Annotated in this window: 23 protein-coding genes and 1 tRNA gene; 13 read left to right on the top strand and 11 right to left on the bottom strand. The window is 70.1% G+C overall.

The window, feature by feature from the left end:
• Positions 1 to 10: 10 nt before the first annotated feature.
• A complete protein-coding gene (locus ACFYXB_RS20805) occupies positions 11 to 1,228 on the bottom strand; it encodes an alpha/beta hydrolase (protein WP_389584328.1) in 1,218 nt (405 codons plus the stop codon).
• Positions 1,229 to 1,352: 124 nt separating this feature from the next.
• Positions 1,353 to 1,979 carry a TetR family transcriptional regulator gene (locus ACFYXB_RS20800; protein WP_351350986.1) on the bottom strand — a complete coding sequence of 209 codons (627 nt, stop codon included), beginning with the start codon at positions 1,977 to 1,979 and terminating at the stop codon, positions 1,353 to 1,355.
• Positions 1,980 to 2,093: 114 nt separating this feature from the next.
• Between ACFYXB_RS20800 and ACFYXB_RS20795 the strand changes: the two genes are divergently transcribed.
• Positions 2,094 to 3,707, top strand: coding sequence for an MFS transporter (locus ACFYXB_RS20795; protein WP_389584325.1), 1,614 nt, complete (start codon positions 2,094 to 2,096; stop codon positions 3,705 to 3,707).
• 213 nt (positions 3,708 to 3,920) lie between these two features.
• Here ACFYXB_RS20795 and ACFYXB_RS20790 read toward each other — a convergent pair whose 3' ends face one another.
• Positions 3,921 to 4,667 (bottom strand): potassium channel family protein, encoded by a 747-nt coding sequence (locus tag ACFYXB_RS20790; RefSeq protein ID WP_389584323.1) that lies wholly within the window; start codon positions 4,665 to 4,667, stop codon positions 3,921 to 3,923.
• 73 nt (positions 4,668 to 4,740) lie between these two features.
• Positions 4,741 to 7,488: a pyruvate dehydrogenase (acetyl-transferring), homodimeric type gene (gene aceE / locus ACFYXB_RS20785; protein WP_389584321.1), complete on the bottom strand. Its 2,748-nt coding sequence runs from the start codon at positions 7,486 to 7,488 to the stop codon at positions 4,741 to 4,743.
• Between the two features lie 386 nt (positions 7,489 to 7,874).
• On the opposite strand from aceE, the gene ACFYXB_RS20780 reads away from it, so the two are divergent.
• From ACFYXB_RS20780 to ACFYXB_RS20755, 6 genes are all read left to right on the top strand, one after another.
• Complete coding sequence (locus ACFYXB_RS20780) at positions 7,875 to 8,312, top strand: DUF3052 domain-containing protein (protein WP_351350978.1); 438 nt, start codon at positions 7,875 to 7,877, stop codon at positions 8,310 to 8,312.
• Between the two features lie 185 nt (positions 8,313 to 8,497).
• Positions 8,498 to 8,956, top strand: a complete 459-nt coding sequence (locus ACFYXB_RS20775) for a peroxiredoxin (protein ID WP_389584319.1) — start codon at positions 8,498 to 8,500, stop codon at positions 8,954 to 8,956.
• Positions 8,957 to 9,079: 123 nt separating this feature from the next.
• Positions 9,080 to 9,655: a TerD family protein gene (locus ACFYXB_RS20770; RefSeq protein WP_389584316.1), complete on the top strand. Its 576-nt coding sequence runs from the start codon at positions 9,080 to 9,082 to the stop codon at positions 9,653 to 9,655.
• 171 nt (positions 9,656 to 9,826) lie between these two features.
• Positions 9,827 to 10,402 (top strand): TerD family protein, encoded by a 576-nt coding sequence (locus ACFYXB_RS20765; protein ID WP_351350972.1) that lies wholly within the window; start codon positions 9,827 to 9,829, stop codon positions 10,400 to 10,402.
• 77 nt (positions 10,403 to 10,479) lie between these two features.
• Complete coding sequence (locus ACFYXB_RS20760) at positions 10,480 to 11,625, top strand: DUF475 domain-containing protein (protein ID WP_351350970.1); 1,146 nt, start codon at positions 10,480 to 10,482, stop codon at positions 11,623 to 11,625.
• Between the two features lie 113 nt (positions 11,626 to 11,738).
• Complete coding sequence (locus tag ACFYXB_RS20755; RefSeq protein WP_389584313.1) at positions 11,739 to 12,473, top strand: Tellurium resistance; 735 nt, start codon at positions 11,739 to 11,741, stop codon at positions 12,471 to 12,473.
• A 23-nt stretch (positions 12,474 to 12,496) separates the two neighbouring features.
• Here the strand turns inward: ACFYXB_RS20755 and ACFYXB_RS20750 are convergent, their stop codons facing one another.
• Positions 12,497 to 13,300 (bottom strand): TerD family protein, encoded by an 804-nt coding sequence (locus ACFYXB_RS20750; protein WP_351350968.1) that lies wholly within the window; start codon positions 13,298 to 13,300, stop codon positions 12,497 to 12,499.
• A 185-nt stretch (positions 13,301 to 13,485) separates the two neighbouring features.
• On the opposite strand from ACFYXB_RS20750, the gene ACFYXB_RS20745 reads away from it, so the two are divergent.
• Genes ACFYXB_RS20745 through ACFYXB_RS20735 form a run of 3 tightly spaced genes read left to right on the top strand, consistent with a single transcriptional unit; the run spans position 13,486 to position 18,165 of the window.
• Complete coding sequence (locus tag ACFYXB_RS20745) at positions 13,486 to 14,652, top strand: HpcH/HpaI aldolase/citrate lyase family protein (RefSeq protein WP_389584310.1); 1,167 nt, start codon at positions 13,486 to 13,488, stop codon at positions 14,650 to 14,652.
• Between the two features lie 22 nt (positions 14,653 to 14,674).
• Complete coding sequence (locus ACFYXB_RS20740) at positions 14,675 to 17,353, top strand: phosphoribosyltransferase (RefSeq protein ID WP_389584307.1); 2,679 nt, start codon at positions 14,675 to 14,677, stop codon at positions 17,351 to 17,353.
• Positions 17,353 to 18,165: an HAD family hydrolase gene (locus tag ACFYXB_RS20735; protein WP_389584304.1), complete on the top strand. Its 813-nt coding sequence runs from the start codon at positions 17,353 to 17,355 to the stop codon at positions 18,163 to 18,165. The genes ACFYXB_RS20740 and ACFYXB_RS20735 overlap by 1 nt, the downstream gene beginning before the upstream one ends.
• 5 nt (positions 18,166 to 18,170) lie before the next feature.
• Here the strand turns inward: ACFYXB_RS20735 and ACFYXB_RS20730 are convergent, their stop codons facing one another.
• The 4 genes from ACFYXB_RS20730 to ACFYXB_RS20715 form a co-directional block, all read right to left on the bottom strand.
• Positions 18,171 to 18,398: a zinc ribbon domain-containing protein gene (locus tag ACFYXB_RS20730; RefSeq protein WP_389584301.1), complete on the bottom strand. Its 228-nt coding sequence runs from the start codon at positions 18,396 to 18,398 to the stop codon at positions 18,171 to 18,173.
• Positions 18,399 to 18,426: 28 nt separating this feature from the next.
• Positions 18,427 to 18,969 (bottom strand): DUF4383 domain-containing protein, encoded by a 543-nt coding sequence (locus tag ACFYXB_RS20725; protein ID WP_389584298.1) that lies wholly within the window; start codon positions 18,967 to 18,969, stop codon positions 18,427 to 18,429.
• A 476-nt stretch (positions 18,970 to 19,445) separates the two neighbouring features.
• Positions 19,446 to 20,837: a hypothetical protein gene (locus tag ACFYXB_RS20720; protein ID WP_389584295.1), complete on the bottom strand. Its 1,392-nt coding sequence runs from the start codon at positions 20,835 to 20,837 to the stop codon at positions 19,446 to 19,448.
• A gap of 74 nt (positions 20,838 to 20,911) precedes the next feature.
• Positions 20,912 to 21,679 (bottom strand): DUF4097 family beta strand repeat-containing protein, encoded by a 768-nt coding sequence (locus ACFYXB_RS20715; RefSeq protein WP_389584292.1) that lies wholly within the window; start codon positions 21,677 to 21,679, stop codon positions 20,912 to 20,914.
• A gap of 161 nt (positions 21,680 to 21,840) precedes the next feature.
• Here ACFYXB_RS20715 and ACFYXB_RS20710 point away from each other — a divergent pair.
• Positions 21,841 to 21,912 (top strand) — tRNA-Val (locus ACFYXB_RS20710).
• Between the two features lie 19 nt (positions 21,913 to 21,931).
• Here ACFYXB_RS20710 and ACFYXB_RS20705 read toward each other — a convergent pair.
• Both ACFYXB_RS20705 and ACFYXB_RS20700 read right to left on the bottom strand, forming a co-directional pair.
• Positions 21,932 to 22,321 carry a hypothetical protein gene (locus tag ACFYXB_RS20705; RefSeq protein ID WP_389584290.1) on the bottom strand — a complete coding sequence of 130 codons (390 nt, stop codon included), beginning with the start codon at positions 22,319 to 22,321 and terminating at the stop codon, positions 21,932 to 21,934.
• A gap of 159 nt (positions 22,322 to 22,480) precedes the next feature.
• Positions 22,481 to 23,155, bottom strand: coding sequence for an HAD family hydrolase (locus ACFYXB_RS20700; protein WP_389584555.1), 675 nt, complete (start codon positions 23,153 to 23,155; stop codon positions 22,481 to 22,483).
• A 334-nt stretch (positions 23,156 to 23,489) separates the two neighbouring features.
• On the opposite strand from ACFYXB_RS20700, the gene ACFYXB_RS20695 reads away from it, so the two are divergent.
• Together ACFYXB_RS20695 and ACFYXB_RS20690 are read left to right on the top strand one after the other, a co-directional pair.
• Entirely contained in the window at positions 23,490 to 24,134 is a 645-nt protein-coding gene (locus tag ACFYXB_RS20695; protein ID WP_389584287.1) for an HNH endonuclease family protein, read from the top strand.
• 66 nt (positions 24,135 to 24,200) lie between these two features.
• Positions 24,201 to 25,832 (top strand): alkaline phosphatase D family protein, encoded by a 1,632-nt coding sequence (locus ACFYXB_RS20690; protein WP_389584284.1) that lies wholly within the window; start codon positions 24,201 to 24,203, stop codon positions 25,830 to 25,832.
• Positions 25,833 to 25,855 lie beyond the last annotated feature (23 nt).

Genomic DNA, 25,855 nt, shown 5'->3' with positions numbered 1-25,855 from the left:
TCCTGCGCCTCTACGCGCGTTTTGCCGCCGTCGTACCGGGCAAACCCGTCCGGCACCCGTCGTCTTCGTGAGCGCATGTGACCGAGCGGTACGCGCCAACCCCGATCGCGGCGAAGTTCCGCAGACTGTCCGTGCCCGGCTCGAAATAGCCGCTGTGTCCCTTCGCGTCGCGCGCGGACAGCACCCGCGCCCCGAACGCGGTGGACACCGGGTCCGCGCCGTGGCCCAGCCCGCCGACCTCCAGATACGGCACGTCCTGGACCCAGTCGGTCGCGTCCCGCATCGCCCACACCCGGGCGGTGGTGCCCAGGTGCGCGGCCTTGCCGACCCGCATGCCGGGGCTGGCGGCCACCACTATGTCGGCGACCCGGCCGGGCATGCCGTGCGCGGCGACCCCGCAGACCACGGAGCCGTAGCTGTGGCAGAACATCGAGACCGGCGCGCTGCCGGGCAGGGCCCGCAGCAGCGCGTTCAGTCGTACGGCGCCGTCCTCGGCGCGCATCGCCGTGGCCGCGTCCACACCGAGGCCGGAGGGCGCGGTGTAGTCGGCCCAGGCGATCACGGCCGTACGCGTCGAGGGGCTCGCCCTGCGCTCGGCAGCGTGCAGGGCCTCGGCCATGCCGGCCGTCGCGGAGTACTTGTGGTTGGTCTTCTGGAAGCTGAGCAGGTCGGTGTCGACGCCGGGGACGACGACGGAGATCCGCTCGGCCTTCGACAGGCTCCCGAACACCTCGGCGATCCGGCCCGAACCCTCGGGATCGAAGGCGAGGATGTGCCGGCCCCTGGTCATCAGCGCCTCGTAGCGGTGCATACGGCGGCCCGCCTGCTGCTGGCCGGCGGCCGTGAGGCGGCTGTCGTGCATGCGTTTCTTCTCGACCTTGCGCGCGTCGTTCAGGGCGATGCGGTTGGCGCGGTAGCGCAGCTCGACCGGGGCGCCGTTCATATTGCCGACGGCGAGGGGGTAGCGGTGTGCGAGGTGCGCGCGCTCCTGTGCGGTGAGCGAGGCGAAGAACCGGCTGAGCAGGGCGGGGGCCGCGTGCGGGTCCGGCAGCCGGTGGCCGACGACGCTGCCCTTGTCCCAGGCGCTGAGCGAGGTCTGCAGGGCGGTGGACTCCCGATGGCTGTGCAGGGCGGTCCAGCCGGTGGTCGCGAGCATCACGAACACGACGGCCAGCGCGAGCAGCATGCGCCAGACGTTGAGTTGCGGGGAGGTGTCGAAGGAAGTCACTGGGAGGACACACTAGGAGAACGGGAGGGTCTCGCGGTAACCGAGTGACTGGTATCACGTTTCGGAACGTGTGACGACGACCTCAGCTGTAAGGACGGGATCAGCAGGAGAACATGACCAGCGGTCAGTTCTCCCGCCAGTTCCCCATCAGCGCCGGTCCCACCTGGTCGAGATAAGCGGCCGTCAGTTCGCGCATCGCCGAGACGCTGAAGTCGTCCCCGACGGACCAGCGGCGCTCGGTCACCCGGATCACCGCACCGAACACCGCCACCGCGAGGCGCGGCCGGGGGTCCGTCTCGGCGTCGACACCCTCGCGCGCGGCCAGCACCCGTGTCAGCTCGTCCTCCGTGTCCACGGAGCGGCGCAGATGCACGGCGAGCAGCACGGGGCTCGACTCGATCACCCGGTACATACGGAGATACAGCTCGATCGGCACGACGGCGGCGATGGCCTCGTGCATCGTGTCCCAGCCCTCGAGCACGGCCTGGCGCAGCGCCTCCAGCGGTGTCTCGTGCGGCGGGCGTTCGCGCACGGCCTCGACGAAGTGCGCCTCCGCTATCTCCTGGAGGGCGAAGGCGGCCTCCTGCTTGCCGGGGAAGTAGCGGAAGAAGGTGCGTTGCGAGACCTCGACGGCGTCGGCGATCTCGTCGACGGTCGTCGCCTCGTACCCCTGAGTGGTGAACAGCTCGACGGCGGCCCGAAGCAGTGCGTCCCGGGTGCGCCGCTTCTTGCGCTCGCGCAGCGTCTCCATGGGACCTCGCTTTCGAACTGTTCTCCCAGTGCAGGGTATATATGGGTGACGTGACAGTTACCGACTTGTGAATTGGTTTGTCAACTGTCAGACGCTGACATTAGCGTGTGCGGTATGACTAGTCAGACCACCATCGAGTCGGCGGGGGACCGGGCACCGGCGGCCCCGGTCGGCCCGGCGCCGGCGTCGGGCCTGCGCGGCCACCCGTGGCTCACCCTCATCACCGTCGCCGTAGGGGTCATGATGGTGGCCCTCGACGGCACCATCGTGGCCATCGCGAACCCGGCCATCCAGAAGGACCTCGGCGCCACGTTCGCCCAGGTGCAGTGGATCACCAACGGCTACTTCCTCGCCCTCGCGGTCTCCCTGATCACCGCGGGCAAGCTCGGTGACCGCTTCGGCCACCGGCAGACCTTCCTCATCGGCGTGACCGGTTTCGCCGCCGCGTCGGGCGCCATCGGCCTGTCGAACAGCATCGCCGCGGTCGTCACCTTCCGCGTCTTCCAGGGCCTCTTCGGCGCGCTGCTGATGCCGGCCGCGCTCGGCCTGCTGCGGGCCACCTTCCCGGCCGAGAAGCTCAACATGGCGATCGGCATCTGGGGCATGGTCATCGGCGCGTCCACCGCGGGCGGCCCGATCCTCGGCGGTGTCCTCGTCGAGCACGTCAACTGGCAGTCGGTGTTCTTCATCAACGTGCCGGTCGGCCTCATCGCCCTCGTCCTGGGCGCCCTGATCCTGCGCGACCACCGCGCCGAGAACGCCCCGCGCTCCTTCGACATCCTCGGCATCGCGCTGCTGTCCGGCGCGATGTTCTGTCTGGTCTGGGCCCTCATCAAGGCTCCCGCGTGGGGCTGGGGCGACGGCAAGACGTGGGCGTTCATCGCCGCGTCGGTGGTGGGATTCGCGGCCTTCTCCTTCTGGGAAACGCGGGTCAAGGCGCCGCTGATCCCGCTGGGCCTGTTCCGCTCCGTGCCGCTGTCCGCCGGTGTGGTGCTCATGGTCCTGATGGCGATCGCCTTCATGGGCGGCCTGTTCTTCGTCACCTTCTACCTGCAGAACGTGCACGGCATGAGCCCGATCAACGCGGGTCTGCACCTTCTGCCGCTGACCGGCATGATGATCGTCGGCTCCCCGCTCGCGGGCGCGCTGATCACCAAGTTCGGCCCGCGTATCCCGCTGGCCGGCGGCATGGCGGCCACCGCAATCGCCATGTACGGCATGTCCACGCTGGAGACGGACACCGGCAGCGCCATCATGTCGGTCTGGTTCGCCCTGCTGGGCCTCGGTCTCGCGCCGGTCATGGTCGGCGCCACCGAGGTCATCGTCGGCAACGCCCCGATGGAGCTGTCCGGCGTGGCCGGCGGTCTCCAGCAGGCCGCGATGCAGATCGGCGGCAGCCTCGGTACGGCGGTCCTCGGCGCCGTGATGGCCTCCAAGGTCGACAGCGACCTGCCGGGCAACTGGGCCGACGCGGGGCTGCCGAAGCTCACGCCGAGCCAGCTCGACCAGGCGTCCGAGGCGGTCCAGGTGGGCGTCGCCCCGGTCGCCAAGGGCACGCCGGAGCCGATCATCGAGAAGATCACCTCCGTTGCCCACGACACGTTCATCTCCGGCATGAGCCTCGCGTCACTGGTCGCGGCGGGCGTGGCGGCGATCGCGGTCTTCGTGGCGTTCCTGACGAAGCGCGGCGAGAACGCCGGCGCGGAGGCGGGTATGGGCCACATCTAGCCCCAGCAGAACGACGACTGCCCGCAGCTGCGCCAGAACGGCGACTGCTGCGGGCAGTCGTGCCTCTCCCCACGCTTCGAGCGGGGGACCCCCAGGCGGCACGGGTGGGCGATGGGGGTCCCCCGCTCGAGCGAAGCCGAGAGTGGGGGAGGCACCCCGCAAGCGCGGGCGAGCGAAACCCACTCCCGCCCGGCACCAGCACCGGCCCACCCCTCAACTCCGCTGTTCCTCCCGCGCCGCCGAAGCCAACGCCGCCACTTCCGCACGCAACGCCCTGACCTCCTCGGTAAGTTCAGCAATCGCGGCAGTCTGCCGCCGCTCCTCCACATCGTCCTTCTCGAACCGCGCAATGAACCACGCCGCGATGTTCGCGGTCACCACACCCAGCAGCGCGATCCCGGACAGCATCAACCCCACCGCGATCATCCGCCCGAGCCCGGTCGTCGGCGCGTGGTCCCCGTACCCCACGGTCGTCATCGTCGTGAACGACCACCACATCGCGTCACCCAGCGTCCGGATGTTCCCGTGCGGCGCCTCCCGTTCCACGGACAGCACCGCGAGCGACCCGAACATCAGCAGTCCGACCACCGCCCCCGCGACATACGTCGTCAGCCGGATCTGCGAGGCCATCCGCGCCCGCCGACCCACCAGCAGCAGCGTCGACACCAGCCGCAGCAGCCGTAGCGGCTGCAGGATCGGCAGCACCACGGCGCACAGGTCCATCCAGTGCGTCCGTACGAACTCCCGGCGCCGCGGGGTGAGCGCCAGCCGCACCAGATAGTCCGCGGCGAACGACCCCCACACCACCCACTCGACCACCGTGCACGCGACGGTCACGGAGGCGTCCGCGGAACTGTCCACGATCGGTACGGCATAGGCGACGGCGAAGGCCACCGCGAGCGCCAGCAGGGGCCGTTGGCTGAGCCGTTCCCAACGCGCCTGAGCCGACTGTTCGTTCATGGCCGCATCGTAAGGAAAACGTGAGGGGGGGTGCCGCGGGCACCGCCCCCTCATCCGTCCAGGCCGCGCAGCTCTACGCGTCGCCCCCTGCCGCCCCCGGATGCGCCGCCGACACGTCGAGCAGCTGGTACCGGTCGATGGCCTGCTTCAGCACCGAACGGTCGACCTTGCCCTCCCGCGCCAGCTCGGTCAGCACCGCCACCACGATCGACTGCGCGTCGATGTGGAAGAAGCGGCGGGCCGCGCCCCGCGTGTCCGCGAAGCCGAAGCCGTCCGCGCCGAGGGACTGGTACGTCCCGGGCACCCAGCGCGCGATCTGGTCCGGAACCGATCGCATCCAGTCGGACACGGCCACGAACGGACCCTCCGCGCCGCTCAGCTTCCGCGTCACGTACGGCACCCGCTGCTCTTCCTCCGGGTGGAGGAAGTTGTGCTCTTCGACGGCAACCGCCTCGCGGCGCAGCTCGTTCCAGGAGGTCGCCGACCAGACGTCCGCCCGTACGTTCCAGTCCTCGGCGAGGATCCGCTGCGCCTGAAGCGCCCACGGCACCGCGACGCCCGACGCCATGATCTGCGCCGGGACCGTGCCCGCCGTGCCCGCGCTCAGCCGGTGGATGCCCTTGAGGATGCCCTCGACGTCCACGTTCGCCGGCTCGGCCGGGTGCTGGATGGGCTCGTTGTAGACGGTCAGGTAGTAGAAGACGTCCTCGCCGTGCGGGTGCTCGACGTCGCCGCCGTACATCCGGCGCAGGCCGTCCTGCACGATGTGGGCGATCTCGTACGCGTACGCCGGGTCGTACGCCACGCACGCCGGGTTGGTCGAGGCGAGCAGCTGGGAGTGGCCGTCCGCGTGCTGGAGGCCCTCGCCGGTCAGGGTCGTACGGCCCGCGGTGGCACCCAGGACGAAACCGCGCGACATCTGGTCGGCCATCTGCCAGAACTGGTCACCGGTGCGCTGGAAACCGAACATCGAGTAGAAGACGTACACCGGGATCAGCGGTTCGCCGTGCGTCGCGTAGGCCGAGCCCGCCGCGATCAGCGACGCCGTGCAGCCCGCCTCCGAGATGCCGTCGTGCAGCATCTGGCCGGTCGGCGACTCCTTGTAGGCGAGCAGCAGATCGCGGTCCACCGACTCGTACTGCTGGCCGAGCGGATTGTAGATCTTCGCGCTCGGGAAGAAGGAGTCCATGCCGAACGTGCGGTACTCGTCCGGCGCGATCAGGACGAAGCGGCGGCCGATCTCCTTGTCCCGCATGAGGTCCTTGAGGAGACGGACGAAGGCCATGGTCGTCGCGATGGACTGCTGGCCGGTGCCCTTCTTCACGGTCGCGTACGTCTTGTCGTCCGGCAGCGGTAGCGGCTTCGAACGCACGACGCGGGTCGGGACGTAACCGCCCAGGCCCTTGCGCCGGTCGTGCATGTACTGGATCTCCTCCGAGCCGCGGCCCGGGTGGTAGTACGGCGGCAGGCCGGACTCCAGCTCTTTGTCGGCGATCGGCAGGTGCAGACGGTCGCGGAAGCCCTTGAGGTCGGCGACCGTCAGCTTCTTCATCTGGTGCGTGGCGTTGCGGCCCTCGAAGTTGGGGCCCAGCGTCCAGCCCTTGATCGTCTTGGCGAGGATCACCGTCGGCTGGCCCTTGTGCGCCTTGGCCGCCGAGAACGCCGCGAAGATCTTCCGGTGGTCGTGGCCGCCGCGCCCCAGGTGCAGGATCTGGTCGTCGGTCATGTTCTCGACCATCGCGCGCAGCCGGTGGTCGTCCCCGAAGAAGTGCTGGCGGATGTAAGCGCCCGACTCGGTGGCGTACGTCTGGAACTGGCCGTCCGGAGTGATGTTCATCTTGTTGACCAGCACGCCGTCGCGGTCCTGGGCGAGCAGCGGGTCCCAGGTGCGGTCCCAGACCAGCTTGATGACGTTCCAGCCGGCGCCCCGGAACTGCGACTCCAGCTCCTGGATGATCTTGCCGTTGCCGCGCACCGGACCGTCCAGCCGCTGCAGGTTGCAGTTGACGACGAAGGTCAGGTTGTCCAGACCCTCGCGCGCCGCGATGGACAGCTGGCCGAGCGACTCGGGCTCGTCCATCTCGCCATCGCCGAGGAACGCCCACACATGCGACTTGGAGGTGTCGGCGATGCCGCGCGCCTCCATGAAGCGGTTCATCCGAGCCTGGTAGATCGCGCCGAGCGGGCCGAGGCCCATGGAGACCGTCGGGAACTCCCAGAAGTCCGGCATCGAGCGCGGGTGCGGGTAGCTGGAGAGGCCGTCGGGGTACTTCGACTTCTCCTGACGGAAGCCGTCCAGCTGCGCCTCGTCGAGCCGGTCGAGGAGGAACGCGCGGGCGTAGATGCCCGGCGAGGCGTGCCCCTGGAAGAAGACCTGGTCGCCGCCGTCGCCCTCGTCCTTGCCGCGGAAGAAGTGGTTGAAGCCCACGTCGTACAGGGAGGCCGAGGAGGCGAACGTGGCGATGTGACCGCCGACGCCGATGCCCGGGCGCTGGGCGCGCGAGACCATCACGGCCGCGTTCCAGCGGGTCGCATTGAGGATCCTGCGCTCGATGTCCTCGTTGCCGGGGAAGAACGGCTCGTCCTTGGTCGCGATCGTGTTGACGTAGTCCGTGCTGCGCATCTCGGGCACGGCCACGCGCTTCTCGCGGGCCCGCTCGATCAGGCGGAGCATCAGATAGCGGGCCCGCTCACGGCCGCGCTGGTCCACGGCGGCGTCCAGGGAGTCGAGCCACTCCTGGGTCTCCTCGGGATCGAAGTCAGGAACCTGACTCGGAAGGCCGCCAATGATGATCGGGTTGCGATCGGATCCGGAAGCCACGCTGTTCCTTACCTGTCAGAGGGCTGCTGTTGTCGCGTTTCCGCTGTACGCATCTGTGTCTGCACCGTTCCCCATCGTGTACCTCGGGGCGGCCCACGTCATCTCTACCGTGAGGTAACCGAGAGGTGCGTACGGTTTCCCTCGAGTCGTACTCCGTCGGCCCGGTCTGAACACGGTGCAAATGGGACGTATGGGTGTGATGTGGGTCACGCCAGGTCGGGGTACCGTGCCAGGAGTTGAGGCGACACGGTCGGGATCGTCACCGTTTCGGCGGTCTGAACCGCCGGGTACTTGCGCGATCCGTCCCGCCCGTGTGGACTACGGCCAATGCTTCGCGCACGCGCGTGGCTGAGATATTCACCGAGAACATGATCAGGAGGCAACCCGTGAGCGCGACCGCGGACCACGCGGAGGAGCGGACGAGCCCTGCCATCAGGCTGGGGTTCCAGCCCGAGCAGGTGGTCCAGGAGATCGGCTTCGACGACGACGTCGACCAGGAGCTCCGCGAGTCCATCGAGGAAGTCATCGGCAGCGACCTCGTCGACGAGGACTACGACGACGTGGCCGACGCCGTGGTGCTTTGGTTCCGCGACGACGACGGTGACCTGACGGATGTGCTGGTGGACGCCACCACGTACATCGAAGAGGGCGGGTCGATCCTGCTGCTGACGCCGAAGACCGGCCGTGACGGCTACGTGGAGCCGAGCGACATCTCGGAGGCCGCTACGACCGCGGGCCTGTCGGCGTCCAAGAGCGTCAGCGTCGGCAAGGACTGGAGCGGCTCCCGTCTGGTGACGCCGAAGGCAGCCAAGTCGAAGCGCTGATCAAGAGGTGACCGCCGGCCCGTGAGCCGGCCCCGGGGGCTGAGTACAGCCCCCCGTTCGGCCTCTCAACGGCCTCGCCCTCGAACACCGGACGGGCTGACTTCGCTCAGCCCGTCCGGAAGGTCCAGGTGGCGGCTGCGTAGGGTGGAGCCACCCGAACAGCCCCTCCGAAGGGATGCAGGACGATGGCGATCCAGGTCGGCGACACGGCGCCCGACTTCGAGCTCAAGGACAACCACGGCCGCACGGTGAAGCTCTCGGACTTCCGCGGCGACAAGAACGTGGTGCTGCTCTTCTACCCCTTCGCCTTCACCGGCGTGTGCACCGGCGAGCTGTGCGAGCTGCGCGACAACCTGCCGACGTTCGTCAACGACGATACCCAGCTGCTCGCCGTCTCCAACGACTCCGTCCCCACCCTGCGCGTCTTCGCCGAGCAGGAGGGCCTTGAGTACCCGCTGCTGAGCGATTTCTGGCCGCACGGCAACACTTCGCGCGCGTACGGCGTCTTCGCCGAGGACAAGGGTTGTGCCGTCCGTGGGACCTTCATCATCGACAAGGAGGGCGTCGTGCGGTGGACCGTGGTCAACGATCTGCCGGACGCCCGTGACCTGAACGAGTACGTGAAGGCGCTCGACACCCTGTGACCCGGGTGATTCTTCGGGTCCAGGGCCTGCGGGGGGCGGGAACCCGTCACTAGGATCGAAACGTTGATCCGGTATCCGACGCAAGACGGGGCTCCCCGCCCCTGGACACCACATGGAGGACCCGTGGGAGTCAGCCTCAGCAAGGGCGGCAACGTATCGCTGACGAAGGAGGCCCCGGGCCTGACCGCCGTCATCGTCGGTCTGGGGTGGGACGTCCGCACCACGACCGGCACGGACTTCGACCTCGACGCCAGCGCACTGCTGCTGAACGCCGCCGGCAAGGTCGGCAGCGACCAGAATTTCGTCTTCTTCAACAACCTCAAGAGCCCCGACGGCTCGGTGGAGCACACCGGCGACAACCTCACCGGTGAGGGCGAGGGGGACGACGAACAGATCAAGGTCAACCTGGCCGGGGTCCCGGCCGACGTCGACAAGATCGTCTTCCCGGTGTCGATCTACGACGCCGAGAACCGCCAGCAGTCCTTCGGCCAGGTGCGCAACGCGTTCATCCGCGTCGTCAACCAGGCCGGCGGACAGGAGATCGCGCGGTACGACCTCAGTGAGGACGCCTCCACCGAGACCGCGATGGTCTTCGGTGAGCTCTACCGCAACGGCCCGGAGTGGAAGTTCCGCGCCATCGGCCAGGGTTACGCCTCGGGCCTGCGCGGCATCGCGCAGGACTTCGGCGTCAACGTCTGACGCGTCAGCGTCTGTCGCGTCGACGTCCCAGACGTCAGCGTCCCAGACGTCAGCGTCCCCGACGTCGACGTCCGAGACGTATGACCACCTCGTCCGGCGCCACGCCGTTTACGCGCGGCGCCGGACGCGCAGGACAACCGAAGAGGCACCACAAAGGGGAGGACCAGCACAATGGGCGTCACGCTCGCCAAGGGAGGCAATGTCTCCCTCTCCAAGGCCGCACCGAACCTCACCAACGTCATGATCGGGCTCGGCTGGGACGCGCGCTCCACCACCGGCGCCGACTTCGACCTGGACGCCAGCGCGCTGCTGTGCCAGGGCGGGCGGGTGCTGGGCGACGAGTGGTTCGTGTTCTACAACCAGCTCAAGAGCCCCGACGGCTCGGTGGAGCACACCGGTGACAACCTCACAGGTGAGGGCGAGGGCGACGACGAGAGCATCCTGGTCGACCTGCCGAAGGTGCCGGCCACCTGCGACAAAATCATCTTCCCGGTCTCGATCCACCAGGCCGACGAGCGCGGCCAGACCTTCGGGCAGGTCTCCAACGCCTTCATCCGCGTCGTCAACCAGGCCGACGGCCAGGAACTCGCGCGCTACGACCTCAGCGAGGACGCCGGCACCGAAACGGCCATGATCTTCGGCGAGCTCTACCGCTACCAAGGCGAATGGAAGTTCCGGGCCGTGGGCCAGGGGTACGCGTCCGGACTTCGGGGCATCGCTCTAGACTTCGGAGTCAACGTTTCGTAAAGCCGCGGACGGCGACGGGGGAGACCCTCCCCCAAGCACCGCTTGGGGGGACCCCCAACATACGGATTGGGTAGCCAGTGCTTCTGAAAACCTTCGGCTGGTCGTTCGCGATTACCGCGCTCGGCCTGGTCGCGGCCGTCTTCTACGGGGGGTGGACCGCGTTCGGCATCGTGGCGATCCTGTCCGTCCTCGAGATCTCGCTGTCGTTCGACAACGCGGTGGTCAACGCCGGAATCCTGAAGAAGATGAGTGCCTTCTGGCAGAAGATCTTCCTCACGGTCGGCGTGCTCATCGCCGTTTTCGGCATGCGGCTGGTCTTCCCGGTCGTGATCGTCGCCGTCACCGCCAAGATGGGCCCCATCGAGGCCGTCGACCTCGCGCTCAACAACAAGGACCGCTACCAGGAGCTGGTCACCGACGCCCACCCGGCGATCGCGGCCTTCGGTGGCATGTTCCTGCTGATGATCTTCCTCGACTTCATCTTCGAGGACCGGGACATTCAGTGGCTGCGCTGGATCGAGCGGCCGCTGGCCAAGCTCGGCAAGGTCGACATGCTGTCGGTCTGCATCTCGCTGATCGTCCTGCTGATCACCTCCTTCACCTTCGCGACCCACGCCCACCAGCACGGCGGCGCGCACGTCGACAAGGCGCAGACGGTCCTGATCTCCGGCATCGCCGGCCTCATCACGTACATGATCGTCGGTGGTCTCTCCAGCTTCTTCGAGGACAGACTGGAGGCCGACGAGGAACGTGAGCACGAGGAGGAGGAAGAGGCCGTCCGCAGCGGCAAACAGCGCTCCGCCGTCACCCTCGCCGGCAAGGCCGCGTTCTTCATGTTCCTCTACCTCGAGGTCCTGGACGCGTCCTTCTCCTTCGACGGTGTGATCGGCGCGTTCGCCATCACCAACGACATCGTCCTGATGGCGCTCGGCCTCGGCATCGGCGCGATGTACGTCCGTTCGCTGACCGTCTACCTGGTCCGCCAGGGCACCCTCGACGACTACGTCTACCTGGAGCACGGCGCCCACTACGCGATCGGCGCCCTGGCCGTGATCCTCATGGTCACCATCCAGCACGAGATCAACGAGGTCATCACCGGCCTCGTCGGCGTCGTCCTGATCGCCTGGTCCTTCTGGTCCTCCGTGCGCCGCAACCGCGCACTCGCGGCAGCCGAGGGAAGCGCGGGCTCGGACGAGAAGACCGAGGTCCCCTCCGGGGTGTGACGGCTGTCCGGAACGGGGGTGTGTGACACCCCCGCCGGTGAGGAACGCTCTGTGCGGGGCGGCCGACTCGCTCGGCCGCCCCGCAGTGTTGACATCAGTGTGTGGGGGCGGGAATGGGTTTCTTCGACGGGCTGCTGGGCGGACGCGCGGCCGACTTCGACTCGGGCAGCGCCGCGACCAACTCCATACAGCTCACCAAGCGGCACCAGCAGGTGTCCCTCACCAAGCAGGGCGCGGCCACCGGCCATCTGCGCATCAACCTGTCCTGGCGGATGCGGACGTCCGACATCGGCGGCGTCCAGCGCACCAGCCTGCTGCGGCACCCCTTCAAGGCACTCAAGCCCCCGGAGGTCCTGGGCCACGGGCAGAGCATGGTCAACGTCGACCTCGACCTGGGCTGCCTGTACGAGCTCTCGGACGGCACGAAGGGGGTCGTACAGCCGCTCGGAAGCTACCTCGGGGACGTGAACCAGCCGCCGTACGTCAAACTCAGCGGCGACGACCGCTTCGGATCGGCGTCCGGCGAGACGATGTACATCAACCTCGACCACCGCGACGCCATCAAGCGCCTGCTCGTCTTCGTCTACATCTACGACCAGACGCCGGCGTTCGACCGCACACACGCGATCGTGACGCTGTACCCCAGCAACGGCCCCCGCATCGAGATAGGCCTCGACGAACGACACCCCCAGGCCCGCTCCTGCGCCGTCGTGATGATCGAGAACATCAAGGGCGAACTGATGGTCCGCCGTGAGGTGAAGTTCGTGTACGGCTTCCAGGGCGAGCTGGACCGCTTGTACGGGTGGGGATTGCAGTGGGGGCGGGGCTACAAGACCAAGGTCGACTAGAGCGCTGCACCCCCTAGCTCCTACTAGGCGCCACGCCCAATGAACTGCGGCCCCTGCGGCGGCAGCCGAAAGTCCGGATCCTGCACGGCAGTGACCGGCGGCGGATAGCCGTATCCGTAACCCGACTGGGCCTGCGGATACCCGTACGCAGGCTGTGCCGCCGCCGTCGCCGCAGGCTGGGGATAGCCGTACGCAGGCTGGGACGGCACCGCCGTAGGCTGCTGCTCAGGGGGCAACGGCTGCGAGATCTCCGGCTGAAGCGCCGCAGGCGTGTCCGCCCCCTCCGACTCGTCCACCGAGATCCCGAAGTCCGTTGCCAGCCCCTTCAGCCCGTCCGAGTAGCCCTCGCCCAGCGCACGGAACTTCCAGCCCTCGCCCCGGCGGTACAGTTCGCCGCAGATCAGCGCCGTCTCCGCCCCCGTCTCCGGCTGGATGTCGAAGTGGGCCAGCGGATCACCGTCCGCGGTCGTCGCGTCGTACAGCATGATGCGCAGAGCGCTTACGCGGTCGAAGGTGACGCCGTCCGCCGAAGCGACCAGCAGAATCCGGCTGACGTCGGTCTCGACACCGGTCAGATCTGTCTGGATCGTGTCGGTCAGGCCCTCGGCGACCCGCTTCTTGCCGAGCCGCCACACCTTCCCGGAGGGGTGCCGGGGCTGGTTGTAGAAGACGAAGTCCTCGTCGGAGCGCACACGACCGTCGGGGCCGAGGAGCAGCGCCGAGGCGTCGACGTCCGGGACCCCCTGCCCGGGAGTCCAGCGCAGCACGGCGCGCACCGTTGTGGCTTCGAGGGGAACGTTCGACCCTTTCAGCATCGCGTGCGTCATGCGGTCATCCTGCCTTCTCGGTCCTGATCACGACAATGCGGGGGTACCTGGTCCACAGTGGGTGTGCTTGCCTGCGTTACCTGGAATTCATGCCCGGCGGGAACCTCTGACATAGATCCATACGTACTATTACCGGCCACCCACAACATCATCCACAGCATCACCTTGGGGCACGGGGGAGTTCTATGCGTCATTTCGGGCACATCGCCCCTGAGGTACGGGGGCGCCTCTTCCACCAGGAGCCGTGCGAGTTCACCGCCGACTCCCCGGCCCGGCTGCTCTCCGCGGCCCTGGGCGCCACGCTGTACAGCCCCGCCACGCGGCCGCGGCTCGCCGACGACATCGTCAAGCAGGCCGAGCGCGGCGTGGTCTCGATGGTGCTGTGCCTGGAGGACTCCATCGCCGACGCGGAGGTCCTGGAGGGCGAGGAGAACCTCGTCCGCCAGTTCGCCGACCTGGCCGCGCGCGAGGGAGCGGCGCTGCCGCTGCTCTTCATCCGGGTCCGCACCGCCGACCAGATCCCCGATCTCGTACGACGCCTCGGCCGCACGGTCCGGCTGCTGTCCGGATTCGTGATGCCGAAGTTCACCGAGGAACGCGGGATCCCCTTCCTGGAGGCGCTCTCGGGCGCCGAAGCCGCGAGCGGACGCCGGCTCTTCGCCATGCCGGTCCTGGAATCGCCCGAGCTGCTGTACCGCGAGACCCGGGTGGAGGCCCTGGAGGGCGTCTCCCGCGCGGTCGACAAGTACCGCGACCGGGTGCTCGCCCTGCGCCTCGGCGTGACCGACTTCTGCTCGTCGTACGGCCTGCGCCGCGCGCCCGACATGACGGCGTACGACGTCCAGATCGTCGCCTCCGTGATCGCCGACGTGGTGAACATGCTGGGGCGGGCCGACGGAACCGGATTCACCGTGACCGGGCCCGTGTGGGAGTACTTCCGGGTCCCCGAGCGCATGTTCAAGCCGATGCTGCGCACCAGCCCCTTCCTGGAGGGACAGGCCGTGGAACTGCGCGAATCCCTCATCGAGCACGCGATGGACGGGCTGCTGCGCGAGATCTCCCTCGACCACGCCAACGGCCTGTTCGGCAAGACCTGCATCCACCCCTCGCACGTCCTGCCCGTGCACGCGCTGTCCGTCGTCAGTCACGAGGAGTTCAGCGACGCGGCGGACATCCTGCGGCCGGAACGCGGCGGCGGGGGTGTACTCAGGTCGGCTTACACGAACAAGATGAACGAAGTGAAGCCGCACCGCGCCTGGGCCGAGCGGACCATGCTGCGGGCCGAGCTCTTCGGCGTCGCCAACGAAGACGTCGGATTCGTGGACCTGCTCGCCGCCGGCATATCCGACTGACCGCCCCCGACACAGGAAACGCATGAACAACGCAGTGAACAACGGGGTCTGGTCCGGCAGCTGGGTCGCCGAGCGACTCGGCGTCCAGCTCGTGGGCGACGCCGCGCTGCCCGGACTGCTGGGGCTGGCGCTGCGCCGCAACCCCAAGCGCGCGCACCTGCTCGTCTCCAACGTGCTAGGCAAGCACGTACCGCAGTCGCCGGCCGTGGTGTACGGGCAGGGGGTCACCCTCGGCCGGCGCGTGCGCGAGCTGCTCGGCGACGAGGAGGCGGCCAGGGCGGTCGTCCTCGGCTACGCGGAGACCGCGACGGGCCTCGGCCACTCGGTCGCCGACGGCCTCGGCCTCGCCCCCTACCTGCACTCCACCCGCCGCCCGGTCGCCGGGATCGCGCCGGCCGGCGGCTTCGAGGAGTCCCACTCCCACGCCACCTCGCACCTCCTGCTCCCGGAGGACCCCGGGCTGCTGGCCGGCGACGGCCCGCTGGTCCTCGTCGACGACGAGTTCTCCACCGGCAACACGGTCCTGAACACCATCCGTGACCTGCACGAACGCTATCCGCGGAAACGGTACGTCGTGGTCGCGCTGGTCGACATGCGCTCACCGGCCGACGCCGGACGCCTGACGGACTTCGCCCGCGAGATCGACGCCCGGGTTGACCTGGTCGCGGCAGCCTCCGGGACCGTACGACTACCGGAGGGCGTACTGGAGAGGGGCCAGGAGCTGGTGGCCCAGCACGAGGCGGCTGCCGCCGGGGCGACGGGCGGTCCGACGGCAACCAGGGCCGGTTCGACGCCCGGGTCTGTGGCAGGGGCGGCGACCGGGCCGGGCGCCGGGTCTGTGGCTGGGCCGACGAGCGGGCCGAGCGCCGGGCCCGCCGCTGAGCTGAGCACCGGGTCTGTGGCTGGGGCGGCGACCGGGCTGGGCGCCAGGACCACCGCTGAGCTGAGCACCGGGCCGAAGCCCGGGGCTGCCGCCGGGCCCAGCCCATCGCGCCGTCCTGGGCGCGTCGGCCGGGTCGACCTGCGCTGGCCGCACCGGCTGCCCGACGGTGGTCGGCACGGGTTCACGCCCGCGCACCGGGTGCGTCTCGAGCGTGCGCTGCCCGCCATGGCCGCCCGGGTCGCCGAAGCGCTGCCCACCGGCGCCCGGCGCGTCCTCGTCCTCGGCTTCGAGGAGCTGATGTACGCGCCGCTCAGGCTCGCCCGCGAGCTGGAGCAGGTCCTGTTCGGCGAGGTGCGCTACTCCACCACCACCCGCTCACCCGTCCTCGCCGTCGACGACCCCGGCTACGCGATACGCAGCCGCATCGTCTTCCCCGCCCACGACACCCCGGCCGACGGCCCCGGCGAGCGCTACGCCTACAACGTGGCCGGAGCCGGCTTCGACACCGTCGTCGCCGTCGTCGACTCCGCCGCCGACACCCCCGAACTGCACGCCCCCGACGGCCTGCTGGCCCAGCTCGGCGCGCACATCCCGCACGTCCTGCTCGCGGTCGTACCGTCGTACGTCCCCGAGCCCCTGTACGTACCCGAAAGGCCAGCCATGCTGCCCGAGCCCCTCCGCGGCCCCGCCTTCTCCTCGTACGCACCCGACGAGGTGGGCTGGCTGCTCCAGGACCTCTCGGACGTCACCCTGGAGGCTCCGACCGAGGAGCGCGAGGAGGCCATCCAGAGCGGCGGGGCGCACTACGCCGAGTCGCTGCCGGTGGAGTACCAGCCCAGCGACCGGTACCAGGAGCTGTTCCACGCGGCCCTCGACGACTCGGCGGCCCGGATCGCGCACGCGGTCGGCGTGGTCACCGAGACCGTGATCGCCGAACGCTCCCCCCGCCCGGTCCTGGCCTCCCTCGCCCGCGCGGGCACCCCGGTCGGCGTCCTGATGCGCCGCTGGGCCCAGTCACGGCACGGACTCGACCTGCCGCACTACGCCGTCTCCATCGTCCGCGGCCGCGGCATCGACGCCAACGCACTGCGCTGGCTGGCCGCCCACCACGACCCCCGGGACGTCGTGTTCGTCGACGGCTGGACCGGCAAGGGCGCCATCACCCGCGAACTCGCCGACGCCATCAGTGAGTTCGAGGCCTCCGACGGCATCACCGGCTTCGACCCGGAGATCGCGGTGCTGGCCGACCCCGGCTCGTGCGTGCGGACGTACGGCACCCGCGAGGACTTCCTCATCCCGTCCGCCTGCCTCAACTCGACGGTCTCCGGCCTGATCTCGCGCACGGTCCTGCGCGCCGACCTCGTCGGCCCCCACGATTTCCACGGCGCGAAGTTCTACCGCGAACTCGCCGGCGCTGACGTGTCGGTGGCCTTCCTGGACACGGTGGCCGCCCGCTTCCCCGAGGTCGCGGACAGCGTGGACGCGGCCGTGAAGGAACTCGCCGCCACCGACCGCACCCCGACCTGGGAGGGCTGGGCGGCGGTCGAGCGCATCAGCGAGGAGTACGGCATCCACGACGTGAACCTCGTCAAGCCCGGCGTCGGCGAGACCACGCGCGTGCTGCTGCGCCGCGTGCCGTGGAAGATACTCGCGCGGGCCGGGGCGGGCGCCGACCTGGACCATGTACGGCTGCTGGCCGAACAGAGAGGCGTACCGGTCGAGGAGATCGGCGAACTGCCGTACACCTGCGTGGGGTTGATCCACCCCCAGTACACGCGCGGAGCGACCGGCGCCGACGGCCGGGCGGTGAACGTCTGATGCCGGTGCTGGTGGCGAGCGACCTCGACCGTACGCTGATCTACTCCGCGGCGGCGCTGGCACTGACCATGCCGGACGCGCGGGCGCCGCGGCTGCTGTGTGTGGAGGTGCACGAGAGCCGTCCGCTGTCCTACATGACGGAGACGGCGTCCCAGCTGCTCACGGAGCTGGGCGACACGGCGGTGTTCGTCCCGACGACGACCCGGACGCGCAAGCAGTACCAGCGCATCAACCTGCCTGGCCCGGCGCCGACGTACGCCATTTGCGCCAACGGCGGCCACCTGCTGGTGGACGGCGTCTCGGACCCCGACTGGCACGCGCGCGTGCTGACCCGGCTGGCCGACGAGAGCGCGCCTCTGGACGAGGTCCGGGCTCATCTCGAGGCGACCGCCGACCCGTCCTGGGTCCGCAAGCACCGCGTCGCCGAGAACCTCTTCGTCTACCTGGTCGTGGAGCGCGAGCTGCTGCCCGAGGAGTGGGTGAAGGAGCTCGCGGTGTGGGCAGAGAACCGCGGCTGGACGATGTCCCTGCAGGGCCGCAAGATCTACGCCGTACCGAAACCGCTGACGAAGAGCGCGGCGGTACGCGAGGTGGCCCGCCGCACCGGCGCGGAGCTGACCCTGGCGGCCGGAGACTCCCTCCTGGACGCCGACCTCCTCCTGGCAGCGGACCGGGGCTGGCGCCCCGGCCACGGCGAACTGGCCGACGCGGACTGGACGGCCCCGGCGATCACGGCGCTCCCGGAGCGGGGAGTGCTGGCCGGGGAACGAATCCTGCGGGAGTTTCTGCGGGCGGCGCGACAGGGCGCGTAGGCGATTCAGCCGCAGCAACCCCCACCACAGCACCCGCCCCCGCCCCCGCCGCCGCGAGGAGCCGGTGCAGGTGCGGACGCGGAGGCCGTGCCGCCCACCGCCACCGTCGACAGGAGCTTCACCGTGTCGTCGTGGCCCGTGGGGCAGGTGGCGGGGGCGGAGGACTCCGCCATCGGGCGGGACAGTTCGAACGTGTCGCCGCAGGTCCGGCAGCGGTACTCGTAGCGAGGCATGCGCACAGGCTAACCCGGCGCGGCCCGCTCAGGACGGCTGTTGCTGCCGGGCCTGATCCTCCAGCTCCGCCTCCTCGGGGTGCCGCGCCCGCCAGTACGGGTTGTCGTGCGGAAGGACCGAGCTGACCCTGCCGTACATCCCGAACACCATCAGCAGAATCCCCACGACAAAGCTGAACAGCACGTTCTGGATCTTGAACGCGAGGAAGTTCTGGTTGGTGTCCAGCAGCGCGAGGTTCAGGAAGCCGCTCAGGAGGAACAGGACGCCGAGCACCATGTTCAGCGTGGACGCGAAGTTCCCGCCGATCACCATGCCGGCGAAGAGCAGCAGCCCGACGCAGACCGACAGGACGCTGAGCGAGCCGTTGGTGTTCAGGCCCAGCGCGGTGTTCCCGCCGGTGTCGAAGAATCCGATGTTGTCGGTGAGCCCGAGGATGCCGAAGGCGAGCAGGAACAGGCCCATCAGGCCCGCCCCCACGCGGTAGATCTTGCTCAGCCGATGATCGACGGGCAGGTGCTCGTCGAACCGGATCCGCCGGCGCGTCCCCGAGTGCAGTGCGTGTGAGGCCATATCCGCCTCCCTGTGCGTGTGCGGAGGCCGTACGTCCTCCCAATATCCGCCCACCACCGCCGGGCGGCAACGGCGCAACACCCACGGTCGCCCGTCGGCAACGGCTCAGGGCCCGCCGACGCCCGCCGGTAGCGGCTCAGTGCTCGCCGACGCCCGCCGGTAGCGGCTCAGTGCTCGCCGACGCCCGCCGGTAGCGGCTCAGCGCTCGCCGACGCCCGCCGGCAAGGGTTCAGTGCCCGCGGGCGTCCGGCGGCAGCGGCTCAGTGCGCGCCGAACTGTGGGCGGCCACAGCTCAGTGTCTGGCGGCGCTCGCCGTCAAGAGCTCGCGGTGCCCACTGGCCGCCGGTAGCGGCTCAGTGCCTGCCGACGTCCGCCTGCAAGGGCCAGCGCCCGCCGACGTCCGCCGGTAGCGGCTCAGTGCCCGTCGACGTCCGCCGGTAAGGGCTCAGCGCCCACTGGCGACCGCCGGCAGCGGGTCAGTGTGTGCCGCCCCCGCGTTCCTCGCGGATCTGCGTCACCACCCGCGCCACCGACTGCCGTACCGCCTCGGTCTCGGTCAGGAAGTGCCAGTAGTCGGGATGCCGCCCCTCCAGCGTCCCGATCGCCCGCTCCAGCCGGGCCACCGCCTCGTCCAGCGGCCGGGCCTGCCGCGGATCCGGCGTCGTACGGCCCGTCATGGCCAGCCGCTGCGCGTCCCGGATCGCGAACCGCGTCCGCTGGATCTCCTGCTGCGGATCCTTCTGTACGGCGTTCAGCCGTCGCAGCCGGTCACCCGCGGCCGACACCGCCTCGTCGGTCGTGTTCAGCAGCGCCCGCACCGTCGACAGCAGCGACGTCGCGTCCGGCCAGCGCTGCTCGTCCCGCGCGGCCTGCGCGTCCTTCAGCTTCAGCTCGGCCTGCCGCACGTTCTCCCCGGCCTGCTCCGGCACATGCTGCAGATCCTGCCAGCACGCCGCCGCGAACCGGCGCCGCAGCTCGCTCAGCACCGGATCCACCTGCCCGGCCCGCGTCGTCAGCGCCTGCGCCCGCGTCCGCAGGCTGACCAGCCGGTGATCGATCTCCGCCGCCCGCTCCGGCAGCCGCTCCGCCTCGACCCGGATCGCCTCCGCCTCCCGGGCCACCCGCTCGGCCCGCTCCAGCGTCTGCGGCACCCCGTGCTGACCGGCACCCTGGTTCAGCTTCGTCAGCTCGGGGGAGAGGGCGGCGAGCCGTGCCGCCAGATCGTCTGCCTTCAGACCCGCGCCCCGTACGGCGTCCAGCGCGTTCGACGCGCCGAGCAGCGCCTGCCGGGCCCGCTCCACGGCGGGCGCGAGCCGCGCCAGCTGCGTCTCGGCCTTGCCGAGCAGCGGCCCGAGACCGTCCTCGAACCGGTCCAGGTCCTGCTTGACCCGGACCAGCTCGTCCTTGGCGGCGGTCAGCTCGCCACGCGCCTGGACGGCGACCGAGGCCTCCAGGTCGTCCCGGTCGAGATCGTGCGCGTCCACGGCGTCGATGTAACGGTGACTCGCCTCGTCGATGCGCTGCCCCAGCGTCGCGAAGTCGGAGACGGCACGCCGGGCGGCGGGTGAGTCGTCCACGGCGGTGATGGTCTCTATCGAGATCCTGAGATCCCGCTGGGCGGTGTCGAGTTCGTAGAACGCGGCCGCGGCGGCGTCCTTCGCGGCCTGCGCCTCCGCCCGCTGGCTCTCGGACCGCCCGCCGAACCACCGCCGGGTGCCGCCACCGGCGAACGCGGCGGGCAGCGCGAGGGCGGCGAGCACGGGCAGGCTGATCAGTGTGAGGGCGTCACGGAGGGGGGAGGGGCCGCGCCGGGGCCGCGCGAATGGCGGGTACGGCTGCGAAGGTGTCGTGGCCGGTGTCCCCGTCACATCCCTCTCCCGTGCTGTGTCTCGCCCTGGGTGCTGTCATTCTCCCACCCGTTGAAGACGAACACACGGGCCGGTCAGTTCACGGTTCGCACCGTGACTTTCCCATCCTGGGTACGGGCACTGACCACATGCGCGCTGGCCGCGTCACGCGGCACGGACACGTCGACCGCACCGTCGCCGGTCCGTGTCGTCACGCGGTACGTCCCCCGGGGCAGCGCGATGGTGACCGAACCGTCGGTGCTGCGGGTGTCCACCAGGTCGGGTACGACGCCGAGTTGGAGCCGGACCGACCCGTCGCCGCTGCTGACCTGCACCCGGGCGGAGGACACCTCGGCCCGCACGGACCCGTCCCCGGTACGCACGTCCAGCGGCCCACTGGAGTCGGTGACATGCACCGACCCGTCGCCCGTCCGAATCCCGAGCGAGTCCCGGAATCCCCGCGCCCGCACACTCCCGTCCCCGTCCTCCACCCTGACGGCCACCCCGCGCGGTACCTCGATACGATGCCGGGCCGAACAGTCGGCGACGATCCCGGAACACTTCACCCGCAGCACCAGCCGATCCCCCTTCATAGCCCAGGTCACCCGAGGATCGCCCCCCACCACGACGGACCCCCGAAACCACCGGGTGACCTCGACCGATCCCGCCCGGTTCGACTCCGAGGAGACGATCTCCAAGGCGGAATCATCGGAGTCGACGACGAGCGAACGCCCGTGCAAGGCGAAGGACCGGTGATCGGGATGTTTGTCGTCCCCGGCGGAGGCGCCACAGGCGGTGACGCCGGCGAGAAGGCCGACGACACCGAGGACGGCGCCCGCGCGGACGGCGACGGTACGGTTCATGCTGATCTCCCCCTGAGCCGGACTGAGCGGTTCTGTCACGACCGTATGGACCCGTGCCGGGAGGGACGATCCGGCACACTCCCGGATCCGGGGTGGGGATAACCCCCTGATACGGGTTTGCGGGGCACCGCCCGGGGCGATGTAGGCTGTCGACTCGTCTGGGGTGCGTAGCTCAGGGGTAGAGCGCCTGCCTTACAAGCAGGATGTCGGCGGTTCGAAACCGTCCGCGCCCACCGATAGGTAAAGCCCAGCTCAGCCAGGCTTTTGCGGCCCTCCGGAGTTGCCTCCGGGGGGCCGTTTTCCGTACCGCTGCCCTGCGGTGGTCAGTCGTCGCCCCGGCGCGTCGTTTCCTGGTACAGCAGGTTGTCCTGGCGTACCGGGCCGGGGCCGTAGGGGGTGGCGTGGGGGCGGGCCGGGTGAGCTTGCGGGGTATTCCTCCAGGGGGACCAGGTCCCTCTCCCAGGCCGAGATGGCCGGTGCGAGGACGCGCCAGGCCTTCTCCGCCTCGTCGCTGCGGATGGACAGGGCCGGGTCGCCGTTCAGGACGTCCAGCAGCCTGCCGTAGGCGGGCGGGGCGGGCGACTCCATGCGGGCGGCCAGTTCGAGCTCGATGAGGTCTCCGACCCGGGAGCCCGTGCCCATCAGGTCGAGGTTCAGGCCCTCCGGTTCGAGTCCGAAGCGCAGCCGCGTGCAGCCGAGGTGTCCGGCTGCCGCTAGGCCGTGGCCTGGTCGCTGTGCCGGTGGATGGTCTCGTCCTCAGCGCTCGGTCGGACCGCGTGCAGCCGAGGTGTCCGGCTGCCGCTAGGACGCGGGCTCGTCGATGTGCAGGCGGATCGTGCCGTCCGCCGCCTGTTCGACCCGTACCTGGGTCAGGTCCTGGACCACCACGTCCGGGCCGTGGGCCCAGGCGCGGGGGCCGACTCCGACCACGCGCATGCCGGCCGCTCGGCCCGCCGTGATGCCCGCGCCGGAGTCCTCGAAGACCACGCAGTCCGCGGGGGACACGCCCAGTTCGGCGGCGCCCTTCAGGAAGCCCTCGGGGTCGGGCTTGCTCGCGCCCACCGACTCGGCCGTGATGCGGATGTCGGGAAGGGGCAGGCCCGCCGCGGCCATGCGGGCCGTGGACAGGGCGACGTCGGCCGAGGTGACCAGCGCGTGCGGCAGGTCGCGCAGGGAGGCCAGGAAGGCCGCCGCGCCGGGGATCTCGACCACGCCGTCCATGTCCGACGTCTCCTGCGCGAGCATGCGCGCGTTGTCGGCGAGGTTCTGCTCCACGGGGCGGTCGGGCAGGAGTACGGCCATGGACGCGTGGCCCTGGCGGCCGTGTACGACCTTCATGACCTCGTCGCCGTCCAGGCCGTGGCCCTCGGCCCAGCGCCGCCAGATGCGTTCGACGACGGCGTCCGAGTTGACGAGGGTGCCGTCCATGTCGAGGAGCAGGGCGCGGGCGGTGAGGACGGTGGGCGGCACGGGCAGCTCCGGGGCGACGGGTGGGTGAGGCGAGGGGGGTCGGGGACAAGGCGGCCCCGCCCGCCGGTCAGGGGTAGCGGGCGGGAGCCACTTTGTTTCTCCACGGTACAAAACCGGGCCGGGGTGCGCCAGCGCTCAGCTCGGCATTCACCTGACGTTCAGCTCACATCGACGCCCGGCCGGCTCGCATCGTCCCCGGCGGCAGAAAGTCCAGCCGTGAACCTTGTCATGTCATGAACGCGTCATTAGTTTCTTACCGCGCGCACACCTCCCAGCAACACGGAGTCGCGAGCATTCCCTCGCCCGCGGTCCAACACCCCCACTCCTCAAGGGAGTTCGCATGTCGAAGTTCTACGCGCGTCGACGGGTCAGCATACTTGCGGCCCTCAGCGGCCTGCTAGCCTCCGTCGCCCTCTTCAACTCCCCGACCGCCTCCGCCGCCCTCCCCACCCCGGTCAGTGGCGCCACCGCCCGCAGCTACCTCGCCCAGCTGACGGTGGCCGCCGAGAACCGCACCGGCTACAGCCGTGACCTGTTCCCGACCTGGATCACCATCAGCGGCACCTGCAACACCCGCGAGTACATCCTCAAGCGGGACGGCAGCAACGTCGTCACCGACTCCGCCTGCGTTGCCCAGAGCGGCAGTTGGTACTCCCCGTACGACGGCGCGACCTGGACCGCCGCCTCCGACGTCGACATCGACCACCTCGTCCCGCTCGCCGAGGCCTGGGACTCCGGCGCGAGCAAGTGGACCACCGCCCAGCGCCAGGCCCTCGCCAACGACGTGACCCGGCCCCAGCTCCTCGCCGTCACCGACAACGTCAACCAGTCCAAGGGCGACCAGGACCCGGCCACCTGGATGCCGTCGCGCACGGCGTACCGCTGCACCTACGTCCGCGCCTGGGTCCAGGTGAAGTACTACTACAACCTCTCGGTCGACTCCGCCGAGAAGAGCGCGCTCACCAGCTACCTCAGCGGCTGCTGACCTCCGAGACCTCCCCAACGGCCTCCGTCGTTCCGTACCGTACGGGGCGACGGAGGAGGGGAGATCATGGCCGGACTGCGCCTGGGACCACTGCTGAGGTATGCCGACGGTTCGTCAGCGACCGTCTGGGTCGAGGCGAGCCGCCCGTGCGCCGCCGAGGTGCGCTGCGAGGGCGGCGCCGGCGGCAGCGCCCGGACGTTCCAAGTGGCGGGACACCACTACGCGTTGATCCCGGTGGACGGACTCACCCCGGGCACTTCGCCGTCGTACGAGGTGTTCCTCGACGGCACGCGCGTGTGGCCGTTGCCCGACTCCCGCTTCCCGCCCTCCGTCATCCGCACGCCCGGCGGCGGCGCGGACGTGGTGCGTGTCGCCTTCGGGTCGTGCCGCTGGGCCGCGCCGCCGGCCGACGAGAAGGATCCGGTCGGCCCCGACGCCCTGGGCTCGCTCGCGGCCCGGCTCGCCGCCGACCCGGACGGCGAACGCCCTGACGTGCTGCTGCTGTTGGGCGACCAGGTGTACGCCGACGAGACCTCTGGGGCGACCAGGCGCTGGCTCGCCGCCCGCCGCGACCTGTCCGACCCGCCGGGCAGCGAGGTCGCGGACTACGAGGAGTACACCCGGCTCTACTACGAGTCCTGGCTCGACCCCGAGGTGCGCTGGCTGCTGTCCACCGTGCCCAGCTGCATGATCTTCGACGACCACGACGTCATCGACGACTGGAACACCTCCGCCGCCTGGCTCGCCGACATGCGGGCCACCCACTGGTGGCAGGAGCGGCTGCTGAGCGGCCTCATGTCGTACTGGGTGCACCAGCACCTGGGCAACCTCTCCCCGGCCGAGCTGGCCGACGACCCGCTGTACGCGGCGGTCCGCGAGAGCCCCGACGGCACCGACGCGCTGCGCGCCTTCGCCGCCAAGGCCGACGTCGACCCCGCCTCGGTGCGCTGGAGCTACCGGCGCGACTTCGGCCGCGTACGGCTGCTGATGGTGGACACCCGGGCGGCGAGAGTGCTCGAGGAACGCAGTCGCGCGATGCTCGACCCCGGGGAAGAGCGGTGGCTGCGCGAGCAGGCGCTCGCGGACCGGGGGTCGTACGACCATCTCCTCGTCGGCACCTCGCTGCCCTGGCTGCTGCCGCACCTGGTGCACGACGCCGAGACGTGGGACGCGGCGCTGTGCCGGGGTGAACGCGGGCCGCGCTGGGCCCGGTTCGGGGAGCGGCTGCGCCGCGTGGCCGATCTGGAGCACTGGGCGGCCTTCCCGGCGTCCTTCGCCGCGCTGACCGGACTGCTCGCCGAGGCCGGGTCCGGAACGGACGCGCCGGCTACGGTCTGCGTGCTGTCCGGGGACGTGCATCATGCGTACGTCGCCGAGCCGTCGTGGCCGTCCGGCACACCCGATGCCCGCGTACTACAGCTCACCTGCTCGCCCGTGCACAACTCCATCCCCCTGTCGGTACGGCTCGGCTTCCGCTTCGGCTGGAGCGCGGCGGCCCGGCTGCTGGGGCGGCGCTTCGCCCGGCACGGGCGCTGTCCCCGGCCCCCCGTCAACTGGCGTAAAACAGGTGGTCCCTGGTTCGGCAACCAGATCATGTCCCTTGTGCTGCAAGGGCGTTCGGCCCGCCTACGACTGGACCAGGCGCGGCCGGACGGCACCCTGTGGACCGTGGAGGAGTCCTCCCTCACCGCCTCATGAGGGACAACCGTGACGTCTGGGAC

Source organism: Streptomyces sp. NPDC002619 (assembly GCF_042889305.1).
Lineage (GTDB): Bacteria > Actinomycetota > Actinomycetes > Streptomycetales > Streptomycetaceae > Streptomyces.
Note: the sequence above shows the minus strand (reverse complement) of the source record. Positions and strands in the feature narration are given on the sequence as shown.